Here is a 13,307-nt window from a genome sequence, read left to right as displayed (position 1 = left end):
ACGAGTAATCCTTCGGGGAGGTGACGGGGCCCTCAGGTTTCAGCTGGTGCGTTGCAGTGTGGGCGGGGTCCAGTCGCCGGTGAGGGCGGGCTGCTGGGGCCAGCGCAGGCGGAGGAAGACGTTGAAGCTGCCCGCGGGTGCGGGGAGCTCGCCCAGCGCGTGGCTGACGCTGTTCCCTTGGCCTAAAACCTTTCTGTCCCGGGCATGCTGTCGGCCACAGCGCCGACCGCCGGGCGCCCTTCCCCAGGAGGTCCGCCCCGCCATGCACTCCTCCGTGCCCGCTTCCCTGCTGTCTCGACGCGGTCTGCTGCGTGCCGCCCTGGGCACCGCCGCCGTCGCACCGCTCGCGGTGCCGCTCGCCGCGACGCCCGCGCGCGCCGCCGACGCGTACGACGCGCTGCGCGTGACGTGGCGGGAACTGATCCTCGGTACGAACGTCACTCCGACCGCCGAGCCCTTCGCCTCGAAGCTCGCCGCGCTCGGCGACACCGCCCGTGGTCTGCGCTCCTCCATGGCACGGACGAACGGCTCGCTCTGGCCGGACCTGCCCTACGCCGACCCCGAGCCGGACACGGACGCCGAGTCGTACACATACTCCGGGAACCTCAACACCAGTTACAACCGACTGCGCACCCTTGCCGAGGCGTACTCCCAGCCCGGCACGGGTCTCACCGGCGACACGGCCCTGCGGGCCGAGATCCTCGCCGGGCTCGACCACCTCCACGACCAGGCGTACCACCCGACACACGCCCGCTACGGCAACTGGTACAACTGGCAGATCGGCATTCCGCAGGCGCTGCTCGACATCGACATCCTGTTGTACGACCACCTCGGCGCGACCCGGATCGCCGAACACTGCGCCGCCGTCGACCACTTCGTCCCCGACAGCGTCGTGGCGAACTACACCGGCACGTCCACCGGCGCCAACCGGGTCGACCTGTGCCGGGTCCTCGCCCTGCGGGGCGTCGTCGGCAGATCCGCCGCGAAGCTGACCCTGGCCCGTGACGCGCTCACGCCGGTCTTCCCGTACGTCACGAGTGGGGACGGGCTCTTCGCCGACGGGAGCTTCATCCAGCACACCTACGTCCCCTACGCGGGTTCGTACGGCGCGGTCATGCTCGGCGGCCTGTCCCTGCTGTTCACGCTGCTCAAGGGTTCGCCATGGGAGGTCACCGACGGTGGTCGGCAGGTGGTGTTCGACTCGGTGGAGAAGGCGTACGCACCCTTCCTCTTCAACGGTCTGGCCATGGACGCCGTATCCGGACGGGCGATCAGCCGGGGGATACAGAAGTCGGACACCCGGGGCGTCCGTCAGGACGACCATCTGCGCGGCCACGCGATCATCGCGTGCGTCACGCTGCTCGCGCAGACCGCGTCGGCGGTGGAGAAGGCCCGCTGGGAGGGGATGGTGAAGGGCTGGATCGCCCGCGACCACTACAGTCCGCTGCTCGTCAGCCCCGCGCTGGGCGTCGCCGCGCTCGCCCGCCTCAAGGCCGTCAACGACGGCGCGGCCTCGGTGAGCCCCGAACCGTCCGGCCACCGCCTCTTCTCCGGTATGGACCGGGCCGTGCACCGGCGCGCCGGCTGGGCGGCCTCGCTCTCCATGTCGTCGAACCGGATCACGTACTACGAGAACGGCAACGGCGAGAACCTGCGCGCCTGGCACAGCGGCTCGGGAATGCTCTACTGGTGGGGCGACACCTTCGCCAACGGCCAGTACAGCGACGACTTCTGGCCGACGGTCGACCCGTACCGGCTGCCGGGCACCACCGCCTCCCGCAAGCCGCTCGTCGACGGTGAAGGCGGCACCTGGGGCGCGGCCCGGCCCGACGTGCGCTGGGTGGGCGGGACGACCGACGGCACGCACGCGGCCGTGGGCCAGTACCTCAAGGGCCTGTCCTCCACGCTGCTGGCCAAGAAGTCCTGGTTCTTTCTCGACGACGCGATCGTCTGCCTGGGCTCCGGGATCCACGGGCGCGACGGCACGGGCGTCGAGTCGGTCGTGGAGAACCGCAACCTCGGTGAGACCGGCGTGCACGCCTTCACCGTCGACGGCACGGCCCAGCCGACCACGCTCGGCTGGAGCGCCACCCTCACCGGCGCGCGGTGGGCGCACCTCGCCGGTCACGCCGGGTACGTATTCCCCGGCGGCGCCCCGGCGTTGAAGGCCCTGCGCCAGGCCCGGACGGGCGCGTGGTCGGACATCAACAAAGGCGCCGTGACCGATCCGGTCACCCGCCGGTACCTCACCCTCTGGTTCGACCACGGCACCGATCCGACCTGGGCCGCGTACTCCTACGTCCTGATGCCCGGCGCGAGCCAGGCGCAGACGGCCGCCCGCGCGGCCGACACGAACTGGCTCACCGTCCTCGTCAACACCAAGGAACAGCAGGGCGTACGCGTTCCCGCGCAGGGTTTCACCGGCATCAACTTCTGGCTCGGTGGCACGGTCGGCGGCGTCACCGCGGGCGCCCCCGCGTCCGTGCTGATCCGGGAGTCCGGTACCACCGCCACGGTGTGCGTCTCCGGCCCCCTGCGCGACGGCGCGACGATCGACCTCACCTGGAACCGCCCCGTGTCGGCGGTGCTGTCCAAGGACGCGACGGTCCAGGTGGTGGCCACGGGTTCCGCGCTCCAGCTCCGGATCACGCCGGGAACGCTCGCCGCCACGCACAAGGCGGTGGTCAGGCTCGCGTGAAACCCGCCGCGACGCGCCCGCGTGCGCGCGGGGGAGGGCGGCTCGGGCCCTACGGCGGGCCGATGCGACCTGTTCCCAGGTGGGCCCTCCTCTCGTCGGGGTGCGCCCCCGAGATCGCGCCGCCGACGCACTCATCAGTGTCCTGGTCAGCAAGCAGAACCATGCTGGTGGGGGCAGTGATCAGGAGGAGCCAGACGGCTGCGAAGCCGGCGTCGGCGGTCACTGAGGCGAACACCAGGGGAAGCGCGGCCGTGACCACCAGGCCGAGATAGACCAGCGAGGCGGGGTTGGCGAACGTGAGCCGGACGAATGTGCGGGCATGGCTGTCTCGCATGTGCGATTCCTCCTGGGCGGATCGGTTCCGCCGTGTAGACGACGCTTCCATCGTGTGGCAGGGCGGCCCCCCGGCGCCTGAGTAGCGCTACGCACAGCGATGTGGGGGCCTGTGCGTTGTGGGCCGCGAGGGCCCGCGGTAATGCTTCGGGACCGGAACCCCGAAGCCATCTCGTCCTGCATGGGCCTGGGTAGCCGCAACCTCGCGTCGGCACCGGATCGTGGAGCGGCTGACCCTGAGCGCGGCCCCACGCTGGGTCGGCCCCCCATTTCGGCCCATCGAAGACCCCATGGCGGGTAAGCGCTCGAGCGAGGGCGCGGCCCGGGTGCCACCTCGGAGCATTCCGCGATTGACCACACGTCTCATCGGCATTGCTCGTGCTCGTCGATACGCTGGACCAGGTTCGCGGGCCTTCTCACACAGAGCAAGTCCGCCTGCGCCATCACCGACGGGCCGTACACAAGCGCGGAAGACTGACTGAGGATCAGCATCGCGCCGTCCTTGGCCCGCTTACCGCCGCCGGTGTCGCCGAGCTCGTGGAGTGCCCGCCCCCTCTTCGGAGCGCATCGGGATGTCCTGCGACGGCGCACGGTGCAGGGATCCTGAGCTGTCGACTGCCCGTAGCCTTCCTCCATGCAGGCAACTTTGATGATCTACGGCGGCACGGCCGCGCCCGATGCAGACGTGCCCCGTACCGGGGGTGTGCCGCTGGCCCCCGAGGGGTTCACCTGGCCGGTGTGCGGCGACTACTGCGGAGGGCCGATGCAGTTCTTCGCACATCTGCCGGTCGAGTACGGCGTCCTGTCGGTGTTCGTGTGCCAGAACGAACCGGGCGCCTGCGAGCTGTGGGACGCGACCTCCGGGGCGAATCGGGTCCTTCTTCTCCCGTCCACGGGACTGGTACCGATGGCCGTACCCGAGAAGGGCGTGACGCTTCTGCCTGCAGTGTCGGCGATCACGACCCGGGTCGTGACGCTCGAACCTTCGGAGGACCCCAGCGACGATCTCCGGCGCGACGCATACGACCTCGCCCGTTCAGGGTGGAAGCGGGAGCCCGGCGAACGGTTCGGGAAGCAACGCGAGGTGCTCGGATCGCTCGGCGGCAGCCCCTCCTACCTGGACGACGACCGGTTGCCCGGGTGCCCCTCCTGCTCCGGCACGACGGAATTCGCGGCACACCTGGAGGAGGGGATCGACCGGCAGACCGCGATGAACCTCGGCGGCCAGTTGGGCTACGTCTTCGTCTGCCGCACCTGCTCCGAGGGCGCCTTCCTCACGGGCTGACCGCGCCTGTGGCGGCGGGCCTGGGACGCAGCGCGGCGTGAGGCGTACGCGACACGACCAGGGCGCGGCCGTTAGCCTGGTCGCGGTGACCGCGCGGACGAACCGTCAGAAGGCGGACTGAGACCCGGCGACGTGGATGCCGCCGGCCCCGGGCGCGACCTGCCGCGACCTCGCCTCGCCGTGTGGACCGCGACCAAGCTCCGCTGGGGCCAGGCCGCCGACCAGCGTGAGAGTGACGCCATCAGCGTCTACGCCGGCGGTCCGTGTGAGACCACCGTCGTCCCTACACCCCGGCCCCGTAACCGGCGCAGCCCGCGGGCCACGCACCGGACCGCCCGTCGGCGGCCGCTCGTTTCGGCTACAGCGGCCCGCCGGCGTGGTGGGCGGCGGCCGACGACTGCGACGTCGTCGACCGGAATGCCAGGAACCTCCACCGCGCTCGTCGTACCGGGGGCGCTCCCCTGAGCCAACCCTTCGGGTGGCCTTTACCTCTGGCGGCGGCCCCGGGTTGCCCTGACACGTCCCACCATCGATGGGCGGGACTGGAGGGGCGTGTTGGTCAGTCGACGGTCCAGTCGCGCAGTTGGCGGGCGATGCGGGCGACGCCCAGGGTCCCGTCGGCGGCGTCGCGCACGAGGGCGACGGCTGCTTTGGGCGGGTAGTCGAGCTGGTGGCCGTTCAGGGCGAGGTAGGCCTCGGTGGAGTGCCAGGCGAACGCCTCGCCCGAGTGCTCGAGGCAGGGCAGCTTCACCAGGGTCTGCAGCAGGGCAGCAGCCTTGAGGTGAAGTGAGTCGTAGACGTCGCGTCCCATGGCGCCGGCGTTGACCCGGGAGACAGCTGCGTACAGCGGGCCGAGATCGTCGACCTGCGGGTCGCCGTCGAGTAGCTCGGCGGCGTGCAGGAGGAAGGTGATGTCGAGCGGGTACGGCGGTCCGGGCTGGCTCACGCGGCCTGGCCCCGCTTCTGCTGCTCAAGCTCGGTGCGGGCCTGCCGCTCGGCGGCCCGCTGCTCCTGTGAGAGGTCAGTGGTGCTGGGTTCGGCGGCGAACGCGGCCCCGCTGCGCGCCGTCGACTGCTTGAAGCCTTCCAGGAACCGCTGCTCGACCGCAGTTGCACGGGCATAAGCGGCGGAAAGGATGTACTCCTGCAGGCTCACACCCTCCTGCTTCGCCGCGGCCGCGATTGCAGCCCGCTGCTCAGGGTCGGGGAAACGCAGATTCATGGCCTTCGGCTCCGTCATAGCGCCAACGGTACCACCGGTACCATGCTGCGGGCAGGGCCCTGCCGGCAGCCGCCCGTCTCATTCCTCCACCGCGGGTTTGGCCTGCTGCCGTACAACGCGAAGGGGATGCCCGAGCGAACACACCGTGGACTTCACCTTCGGCTGGATACGCCAGATGGTGGAAGCGGGAGGGTGGGTGTACGAGGTGTGGAGCGAGCCACCACAGGCACGGTGGCTGCCAACGGCGGGTGACCTACTGGCACGCCATCAACCTATAGACCCTGCAGTGGGCCGAGAGCGGCATCTCTCTTGGCCGTGACGTCAATGCCGCTCGAGCAGGCAGTGAACGGCACGGCCCGTCGGCGCGAAGCCGACGGGCCATGACTGGCCGGGGAACTATGGTCGTCACAAAGGGCTTCAGCTGATAAAGGAGCCCGCGGCACAGGCGCTCGCGGTCACCCAGACGTGCGACCGGATGTTGTTGTTCATGTTCGCGTCGTTGGTGAAACGGTTTCGGCTGAGGTCGTCCACGTACAACTCGCCCGGGCTGAGGCAGCCGTACGAGGTGGAGTCCGGCTGATCGCGCCAGTAGAAGGCCACGACATCCTTGCCGCCGATGAAACCGCTGTTCATGACCGACGATGCGCTGTCCGCGTCTGAGCCTTGGAAGGGCCCGAAGCCGTCGCCCCACGAGGGGTCATTGCCGGGGGTTACGCCGAGGAGGGACCCGCCGCAGTCGGTGCCGTCCCAGGCGCGAACGTTGCCGTCACGGCCGTGCGAGTTCCAGTTGGCGTTACAGCCGGGGCCCGCGTGGGCCGCGGTCGGGATGGCGATGCCGAGGGCCGCGACGCCCAGGGTGGCAACGAAGACGGTCAGTTTGCGCATGACGGATTCCTGTTCTGGTTCCGCCTCGTGGGAGGCGTGGGCGGGTTGACGAACCGCGAGCGTTGTCGCGGGGTCTGTCCATGACAAGAGGTCGCGGAAGTCGGGAGCCCGAGCGATCCGAATCAGGCACGGGCGGGCACTAGGCGCTCGGCGCGGGCGAGGGCGCGCCGCTGCATCTGCAGGCGGGCGTCGAGTAGGTCGCCGTACTGACCGGCCAGTTCGCCGACGTAATGGGCCTCGCGCCGCTCGCCGATCGAGCGGAGAGAGACGGACCGGGCACAGGTGGCGTCGGCGACCGCGATCCGCGTCTCGTTCGCGAAAGTCCTGGCCTCCTCGGCCTGGGTCTGCTCCGCGCGGTGCTCGCGCGCGGATCGACGGGCCTCGGCGGGATCGGGGAAGGGGTGGCCCGCCTTGCTCATACAAGTCGACCAGGCGCCCACCGCGGTCGTGAACTCCTTGTCGCGCAGCAGCTTGCCCACGTACAGGGGGCGCAGGTTTCTGGCGGTCGCGTCGGTGCGGAACCACGCCGCCGGATCGCCGTACAGCACCTTCTCGGCCTGCCCGGCGCAGCCGCCGGACTGCTTGGTGATCGTGCCGCCGGACGGTGTCGTCGACTTCAGCAGTACTGCGTTCCGCCCACGGTCCATCGCGGTGTCGTAGGCCGTCTGGCGCGAACGGGAAAGGGACTTGCGGTAGGCGATGTTGGGGTTGCGCAGGCGGGCACGGTCCTCTTTCGCCATGATCCGGCTGCCGTAGCCGTGACTGCGCGCCCAGTCGATGTCGTCCTGGACGTAACCAATCGGCCGGCTCTCCTCCAGGGTCAGCGACTTCTCCTCCCAGAAGTGGAATCCCTGCTGCCTCATACAGCGCGTGATCAGGTGCTGCTCGGCGTCGGCGATCCGCAACTCCTGGGCATAGGTGAGCTTCTCACCCACTACCGAGGTGCGCTGGGACGCCTCGGTGGCCGCCGTGCATCCGGTCAGGATGAGCGAGACCAGCGCGACGATCGCTCCGACCGGGGTGGTCGGGCGTTGGGTGTGGCGTCCACTCGAGACCTCCGTCCGGCGTGGGGCGTCAGTGCGCTTCATTGGAATGCTCCCGGGGCGAGGTTGAACTGGCCTGGGGGCTTCCCCCGAAGCGTGGACACCGTTTGCCAGGCGGCAGCAGTCAGCTTAACTGAGCTCCGCCTGGAAGCGATCGGGATGATGCCGCCAAGTCCACTGACGACGCGTCGCGTTGTGACCGGATAGTCCCTGGAACGCGGCGTGACTGCCTCACGCGCTCCTGGCCGACGCTTCCTTTCTTGGTGTCTCAGGTCAAGGTCTCATCGAAGCTCTCCGCAGCGGCATGGTCCCGCTGGTGCCGACCGCTCTGTCAAGAGCGGGTCATGGCGAGTCGGCTGGCTGCGGGATGACGGCCCGAATGCCGCGTCGACAGAGGTGCCCACGGATCGCGCGGGAAGAGTGGGCCGGGTCGGCCGGGACGACCTGGGGGCGGGTCCTTGGCCTACCGAGTCCGCCTCGCGTGATGCGGATTGCGGCCATGACGGCCTCGAAGGCCATCGCGTCACCGGTCTGGCCCGTGGTGACGTGGATGGGCAGAGCTGTGCCCGGTTGTCACGAGCCAGGTGGTCCTTCCTGCTCAAGCCACCGAGAGAGTGTCCCACCGCGTGATCCTCGGGCTCGGACCCGGCGCCGCGGTACCGTCGTCGTGACCTCGCGCGGAAGCGCCCGGCCTTCGGCCCCGGTATGGCTTGAGCCCAGTCAAAATGATCGAAAAAGTGGTCCTCGGTGCTGGAGGCATTGGCTGACTGCGGATGAGATGCACGAGCGCCAGCCCTGACAGGGCGAGGCAGTCTCTTCGTAGCGTGGATGCTGGCCCGCTGATCCCACAGGTGAGGCCGGGAACAGGTAAGGCGGCCTGCCTCGCCGACGGCACCGACGAGCAGTTCCTCACCTTCCTCAATACCTTCCAGCCCGACGAGAACCTGGACGTCGGCGGCTCCGCCGACCGGGCCCAGGCCCTGACCTGGGGCCGCATCCCAAAGACCTACATCCGCCTGGCCGACGACACGAGCCTGCCCCTCGCCATACAGGACCGCCTGATCCACGAGGGCCACGAGCTGACACCCGACAATCCGTACGACGTCCAGACCCTGGAAGGCGGTCACCTGAAATGCTCGTCGACCCCGCGCCGGCAGCCCGCGTCCTAGGCGAACTCGCTGCGCCCCCACCCCGTCCACTCGCGGCGTGACCGAAATGAGGTAAAGGTTCGGCAGTGGCGGTACAAGGAACGAGAGCGTCTACTTTCCGCGGGTTCGCGTTCAGCTTGAGGAGGGCACTGCCCGCATTGCCCGCTGCCAGTCCGTGCCTGATCTGTGTACGCAGGACGATGCCATAACGTGCTGCTGGGTCCAGATCGTCCGCGTAGGGGAGAGAATATGAGCACCGCTGCACCAGTCTCGCTGGTCACGGGCGCCAACCGGGGAATCGGCCGGGAGACTGCGCGGCAGCTCGCCGCGCTCGGCCACACCGTCTTGCTGTGCGCCCGCCGTTCAAAGGACGCCGAACAGGCCGTCGCCGACCTGGCCCCCGGAGTGCCCGGCACGCTGCTGCCCTACCGGCTGGACGTGACCGACGCTGACAGCGTCAGTACTCTCGCCAGCAACGTGGAGAAAGAGTTCGGGCTCCTCGACGTCCTCGTCAACAACGCCGCCATCAACTACGACACCACCCAGCGGGCCGTCTTCGCCGACCTCGACGAGGTCCGGCGCACCCTGGAGACCAACCTCTTCGGCGCCTGGCGAACCGCGCAGGCGTTCCTGCCGCTCCTGCGCCGCTCACCCCACCCCCGCCTGGTGAACGTCTCCAGCGAGTCCGGCTCCCTGTCGCACATGTCCGGCGGGACCCCCGCCTATGGAGTCTCGAAAGCGGCCCTCAACGCCCTCACCCGCAAGCTCGCTGACGAACTGCTCGCCGAGCGGATCCTGGTCAACGCCGTCTGTCCGGGATGGATCGCCACCGACATGGGCGGTCCGAGTGGCGGACCTGTCGAGCAGGGCGCCGCCAGTGTCGTCTGGGCCGCCACCGTGCCCGATTCCGGTCCTACCGGCGGTTTCTTCCGGGAAGGCGCACCCTTGGCCTGGTAGGAGGCTCCTACTCGGCTGTCGCCCACCGGGCTGAACCGGCTCTGCTGGCAGGACTCTGACAAGCACGCTCCCAGCGCCTACGCCGAGCCCCCGAACCAGCACCGTTCGAGTTTTGAGCTGGGTTAATACGCAGCTCAGGGTTGTGTGAATGGGTGCGCCGGTGACATCGGAGGGGCGTCAGCAGGGATGGGAGGGCTTTTCCTGCTCAGAGCGCACCGCGTTAGTGATCATGGTTGTTGCGCAGTGACCGTTGCTGCTGCCGGATGTCCGACGTGGGGATGGCTGGCTGTCATGGGCGTGCCTGTTCACAATGGCCGACGCCGTCATCACCTCGCAGACCGTCGAGATCACCAGGATGAACGCCTGCTCGACAGGAGCTGACCCACCCCAGCGGAGGGGTGTGCCAGGCCCCACGGCCCGGCACACCCCTCCGCCTTCTGCGGCGCTCACGACCCTTCGCGGAATACCCCCCAGGGGTATATGCTTGATGTGAGTCCGCGAGAGCGGGGTCACACTGGACGGGATTGGGGATGACGGTCATGGACGACAGCGCACACCACACCGACACCGCACCGGACCACACGGCGCACCAGGCGCGCGCGGGTCACTCCGGGCATCGGATGGGCCCGGTGACCTGGGGGGCGGCCGCGAAGGCGACGCTGCACTGCCTGACCGGATGTGCGATCGGCGAGATCCTCGGCATGGTCATCGGCACCGCCCTGATGTGGGGCAATGTCCAGACGATGGTCCTGGCCATCACCCTGGCGTTCGTCTTCGGCTACTCCTTCACCCTGTTCGCTGTCCGCCGGGCCGGCCTGGACTGGAAGAGCGCGATCAAGGTGGCGCTCGCCGCGGACACCGTCTCGATCGCGGTGATGGAGCTCGTCGACAACGGCATCATCGCCCTGACGCCCGGGGCGATGGACGCGCACCTGTCGGACGCGCTGTTCTGGACGGCGCTGCTGGGTGGCTTCGCCGTGGCCTTCGTGATCACGACACCGGTCAACAAGTGGATGATCGGCCGCGGCAAGGGCCACGCCGTCGTCCACGCCTACCACTGACCCCAGCCCCGCTCGCATGGAGAGGCTGACCGAGACGCTGAACACGGCTCAGCTGAGCGGTTCAGCGCGGCTGGGGAATCTGCTCGCGCCGGCGACGGCGTCCGTAGCGGGTCACCCCGCGCGGCTTGAACACCGACAGGGCGGTCGCCGCCAGGAGCACCAGCAGGGCGGCGGCCGCGTCCGCGATCAGCTGGAATCGCATGCCCTCCAGCTCGCCGCCCGCGAGGGCAGCCCGGGCGGCCGCATCCGCGAGGTGGCCGACCGGCTGCATGTGGACCAGCAGCAGAAGCGTCGCGACCACGGTGATCAGCAGCTTAGCGATCACCCAGTAGTGCCGCAGCAGCCCCCACGCCGTTCCCAGCGACTGCACCAGGCCGGTCAGCAGGCAGGCAACGCTGAAGGGGACGATCACGTACCAGCCCACCACGTCCATGGCCAGATAGGCGCCCCGCACCGTCTGGGATGAGCTGCTGGTCAGGCCAGCGATGGCGAGGGTGAGGAAGGCGGCGACCGCGCCCAGCCAGCCGACCGAGGAGGTGACGTGCAGCGTGAGCATCAGCTTGCGGAGCCGCGGCGGGAACGGGCTCACGGCGCGTGCCCCGCCATGCCGCCGCCGACCAGGTGCACGATCACGAACACCACGACCAGACCGACAGCGACCGCCGCGGAGACCTTCACCCAGCGCGGCGCCCCCTCGCCGTCGTCATCGTGACGGTCCGGTGAGCCTGCCATGACGCCTCCACCCATTTTTCGAGACACTGTGTCTCTACCAGAAACTGAGTGTATGCCCTGTGGACGTCCGTATCCTGGGTGGGTGCCGAAGCTGTGGAACGAGACGATCGACGCGCACCGCGCCGCCGTGCGCGAGGCGATCCTGGACACCACCGCGAAGCTAGCGGCCCAAGGCGGCCTGCGGTCGGTGACCATGTCCCAGATCGCCGAGCAGACCGGGATCGGGCGGGCCACGCTCTACAAGTACTTCTCCGACGTCGAAGCGGTCCTGCTGGCCTGGCATGAGCGCCAGGTCGGCGCCCACCTCCAGCAACTCACGAGCATCCGCGACCAGACCGGCAGCGCCGTGGAGCGCCTGAGAGCGGTGCTGGAGGCGTACGCGGGCATCGCCCGCCAGCGGCACGGCGGCGAACTCGCCGCCCTCCTACACCAAGGCGAACATGTCCCACACGCCGAGCGGCACCTGACCGGCTTGCTCCAGCACCTCCTCGCCGAAGCGGCCGACGCTGGTGACCTGCGCTCGGACGTTCCGCCGGCCGAACTCGCGCAGTACTGCCTCCACGCCCTGACCGCCGCGGCCGCCCTCACGTCCCAGACCGCGGTGGCCCGTCTGGTCGCCGTCACCCTCGACGGCCTGCGCCCGACTCACTGAACCGGCCAGTGTCTTGCGGTCGCCGGTCTCGCCCAGGGCATCGAGCCCAACCCACGCCAGACTCTCCGCGATAGGGCAGAATCGCCGCCGGTTCCCGGTCAGAGTCCTCCGAGATTCGGCGAACTCGTCGGTGGAAGCGGCCTCGGCCCCATACATGGCCTCGCGACAGACAACGCTCGGCTACGCCCTACAAGGGCGCTGGCCGTACTGGTCACCGTCGCAGTGCCCTCGGCTGACACGCGCTGGGATCCACGTTCCACGCCGCAGGCAGATCACTGCCGCGGAAGATGCGGGTGAGGCCGGCGCATCACCCTCGCTTGGCCCGCCGGTCTGCGCGGCAGGGCTCGGCAAGGAACCCTGGGCGGCCAGGTTCGCGATGTCCGCCCGACACCACCCCCAGCTCGATATGCCGGTGCACGCGTCAGGCCTGCGGCGCCCTTGTCCCCAGTGCCCACTGCACCGAGCACTCCAGAGCCGACGTCCTGGCGATGGAGTGGCATCTGGCCGACGGCGTCCGCTGCACGCACCTGGCCCGCACGGCCGCCACCCCGGTTAGCGGTAGTCGTCGGGGTGGTCTTGCATCCACGTGTTGATGAAGTCGCGGGTGGCGACGAGCTGTTTCTCGTGCTTCTTGAGGTTCTCGAAGGAGGCGTTGCCACCGAGCGTCTTGTTGAGCTCGGTCATCTTCTGGATCGGCTCGGGGAAGTGTCCGGGTCCCTTGGGGTCGTTCTTCATCGCCCGGTCCAGCTCCTGGAGTTCCTTGTTCACACGGCCCAGGAAATAGCCGCAGTCCTTCGCGCAGGAGTCGTAGAGCGTGGCCTGGAGGGTGGCGAAGGCGTCCCGGACCTTCTCGCCGGTGGAGGGCGCGTACTCGTCGTTCGGGTAGGGGGTTGCGCCGGCCCCGTCGGGCGTACCTGCGCCCGATGCCGGGCGGTCGGGCTCGGGAGTTGTGCCGCAGGAGACGGCCAGGGCGGCCAGGACGGCGGTGACTAATGCGGTGCCTCGCACGGACTTCTTGCGGATCATGTGGGTCCCCCCCCTGGCGTTGTAGAACCAGGCGAGCGTATACGGCATGGCTTTGCTCGCGGCTTCCGGTGGCCGCCCCCTACCCAGCCGCCGAAGGCCGGCTTGCCTGAGGGGCGTCGCGGCTTCTTCACTGCTGGGCGTCGTCTGCGAAGTGTCGAACTCATGGTAGTGAGGTCATGGCAGTGACGGCTGGTCAGGAGCGGCATGGTCTTGCAGGTCTCTGGCCCTATGGCGATGGTTGGTCGCTGACACGAGGTGGTGTCTTG

Annotated in this window: 13 protein-coding genes and 3 pseudogenes; 7 read left to right on the top strand and 9 right to left on the bottom strand. The window is 69.2% G+C overall.

The features are described 5' to 3' along the window. Window positions 1-262 precede the first annotated feature (262 nt). Window positions 263-2,698, top strand: coding sequence for a polysaccharide lyase 8 family protein (locus ABZ567_RS20490; protein ID WP_360791874.1), 2,436 nt, complete (start codon window positions 263-265; stop codon window positions 2,696-2,698). 49 nt (window positions 2,699-2,747) lie between these two features. Here ABZ567_RS20490 and ABZ567_RS20485 read toward each other — a convergent pair whose 3' ends face one another. Then, window positions 2,748-3,032 carry a hypothetical protein gene (locus tag ABZ567_RS20485; protein WP_360791871.1) on the bottom strand — a complete coding sequence of 95 codons (285 nt, stop codon included), beginning with the start codon at window positions 3,030-3,032 and terminating at the stop codon, window positions 2,748-2,750. A 633-nt stretch (window positions 3,033-3,665) separates the two neighbouring features. Between ABZ567_RS20485 and ABZ567_RS20480 the strand changes: the two genes are divergently transcribed. After that, window positions 3,666-4,316 carry a hypothetical protein gene (locus ABZ567_RS20480; RefSeq protein ID WP_360791869.1) on the top strand — a complete coding sequence of 217 codons (651 nt, stop codon included), beginning with the start codon at window positions 3,666-3,668 and terminating at the stop codon, window positions 4,314-4,316. Between the two features lie 18 nt (window positions 4,317-4,334). After that, window positions 4,335-4,598, top strand: a pseudogene (locus ABZ567_RS20475) (HNH endonuclease); the annotation flags it as partial. A gap of 277 nt (window positions 4,599-4,875) precedes the next feature. Here the strand turns inward: ABZ567_RS20475 and ABZ567_RS20470 are convergent. The 5 genes and pseudogenes from ABZ567_RS20470 to ABZ567_RS20450 all read right to left on the bottom strand — a co-directional run. After that, window positions 4,876-5,262 (bottom strand): fic family toxin-antitoxin system, toxin component, encoded by a 387-nt coding sequence (locus tag ABZ567_RS20470; protein WP_360791866.1) that lies wholly within the window; start codon window positions 5,260-5,262, stop codon window positions 4,876-4,878. Further along, window positions 5,259-5,555, bottom strand: coding sequence for a DUF1778 domain-containing protein (locus ABZ567_RS20465; protein WP_360791863.1), 297 nt, complete (start codon window positions 5,553-5,555; stop codon window positions 5,259-5,261). The genes ABZ567_RS20470 and ABZ567_RS20465 overlap by 4 nt, the downstream gene beginning before the upstream one ends. A 399-nt stretch (window positions 5,556-5,954) precedes the next feature. Continuing rightward, window positions 5,955-6,422, bottom strand: coding sequence for a hypothetical protein (locus ABZ567_RS20460; protein WP_360791860.1), 468 nt, complete (start codon window positions 6,420-6,422; stop codon window positions 5,955-5,957). A gap of 122 nt (window positions 6,423-6,544) precedes the next feature. Continuing rightward, window positions 6,545-7,510, bottom strand: coding sequence for a hypothetical protein (locus ABZ567_RS20455; protein WP_360791858.1), 966 nt, complete (start codon window positions 7,508-7,510; stop codon window positions 6,545-6,547). A 306-nt stretch (window positions 7,511-7,816) separates the two neighbouring features. Beyond that, a pseudogene (locus tag ABZ567_RS20450) lies at window positions 7,817-7,933 on the bottom strand (IS5/IS1182 family transposase); the annotation flags it as partial. Between the two features lie 401 nt (window positions 7,934-8,334). Between ABZ567_RS20450 and ABZ567_RS20445 the strand changes: the two are divergent. The 3 genes and pseudogenes from ABZ567_RS20445 to ABZ567_RS20435 form a co-directional block, all read left to right on the top strand. Continuing rightward, window positions 8,335-8,675, top strand: a pseudogene (locus ABZ567_RS20445) (alpha/beta hydrolase); the annotation flags it as partial. A gap of 187 nt (window positions 8,676-8,862) precedes the next feature. Beyond that, window positions 8,863-9,570, top strand: a complete 708-nt coding sequence (locus ABZ567_RS20440; protein ID WP_360791855.1) for an SDR family oxidoreductase — start codon at window positions 8,863-8,865, stop codon at window positions 9,568-9,570. 620 nt (window positions 9,571-10,190) lie between these two features. Then, a complete protein-coding gene (locus ABZ567_RS20435) occupies window positions 10,191-10,631 on the top strand; it encodes a DUF4396 domain-containing protein (RefSeq protein ID WP_360792318.1) in 441 nt (146 codons plus the stop codon). Window positions 10,632-10,692: 61 nt separating this feature from the next. On the opposite strand, the gene ABZ567_RS20430 is transcribed toward ABZ567_RS20435, so the two are convergent. Together ABZ567_RS20430 and ABZ567_RS20425 are read right to left on the bottom strand one after the other, a co-directional pair. Further along, entirely contained in the window at window positions 10,693-11,220 is a 528-nt protein-coding gene (locus tag ABZ567_RS20430; RefSeq protein WP_360791852.1) for a hypothetical protein, read from the bottom strand. Further along, window positions 11,217-11,363 carry a hypothetical protein gene (locus ABZ567_RS20425; RefSeq protein ID WP_360791850.1) on the bottom strand — a complete coding sequence of 49 codons (147 nt, stop codon included), beginning with the start codon at window positions 11,361-11,363 and terminating at the stop codon, window positions 11,217-11,219. Before ABZ567_RS20425 ends, ABZ567_RS20430 begins: the two co-directional genes overlap by 4 nt. Window positions 11,364-11,445: 82 nt before the next feature. Here ABZ567_RS20425 and ABZ567_RS20420 point away from each other — a divergent pair, with 82 nt between their 5' ends. After that, the gene (locus ABZ567_RS20420; protein WP_360791847.1) at window positions 11,446-12,015 is read left to right on the top strand and encodes a TetR/AcrR family transcriptional regulator; all 570 of its coding nucleotides are present in this window, start codon (window positions 11,446-11,448) and stop codon (window positions 12,013-12,015) included. A 552-nt stretch (window positions 12,016-12,567) separates the two neighbouring features. Here ABZ567_RS20420 and ABZ567_RS20415 read toward each other — a convergent pair. Further along, a complete protein-coding gene (locus ABZ567_RS20415) occupies window positions 12,568-13,089 on the bottom strand; it encodes a hypothetical protein (RefSeq protein WP_360791844.1) in 522 nt (173 codons plus the stop codon). Window positions 13,090-13,307 lie beyond the last annotated feature (218 nt).

Source organism: Streptomyces sp. NPDC016459, assembly GCF_040632845.1.
Lineage (GTDB): Bacteria > Actinomycetota > Actinomycetes > Streptomycetales > Streptomycetaceae > Streptomyces.
This window is presented reverse-complemented; position numbering and strand designations above follow the sequence as displayed.

Bases quoted from the DNA above. Each gene is read 5' to 3' on its own strand.
- ABZ567_RS20425 (WP_360791850.1), bottom strand. From the start codon at position 11,363: ATGGCAGGCTCACCGGACCGTCACGATGACGACGGCGAGGGGGCGCCG.
- ABZ567_RS20465 (WP_360791863.1), bottom strand. From the start codon at position 5,555: ATGACGGAGCCGAAGGCCATGAATCTGCGTTTCCCCGACCCTGAGCAG.
- ABZ567_RS20490 (WP_360791874.1), top strand. From the start codon at position 263: ATGCACTCCTCCGTGCCCGCTTCCCTGCTGTCTCGACGCGGTCTGCTG.
- ABZ567_RS20485 (WP_360791871.1), bottom strand. From the start codon at position 3,032: ATGCGAGACAGCCATGCCCGCACATTCGTCCGGCTCACGTTCGCCAAC.
- ABZ567_RS20460 (WP_360791860.1), bottom strand. From the start codon at position 6,422: ATGCGCAAACTGACCGTCTTCGTTGCCACCCTGGGCGTCGCGGCCCTC.
- ABZ567_RS20455 (WP_360791858.1), bottom strand. From the start codon at position 7,510: ATGAAGCGCACTGACGCCCCACGCCGGACGGAGGTCTCGAGTGGACGC.
- ABZ567_RS20480 (WP_360791869.1), top strand. From the start codon at position 3,666: ATGCAGGCAACTTTGATGATCTACGGCGGCACGGCCGCGCCCGATGCA.
- ABZ567_RS20435 (WP_360792318.1), top strand. From the start codon at position 10,191: ATGGGCCCGGTGACCTGGGGGGCGGCCGCGAAGGCGACGCTGCACTGC.
- ABZ567_RS20415 (WP_360791844.1), bottom strand. From the start codon at position 13,089: ATGCCGTATACGCTCGCCTGGTTCTACAACGCCAGGGGGGGGACCCAC.
- ABZ567_RS20440 (WP_360791855.1), top strand. From the start codon at position 8,863: ATGAGCACCGCTGCACCAGTCTCGCTGGTCACGGGCGCCAACCGGGGA.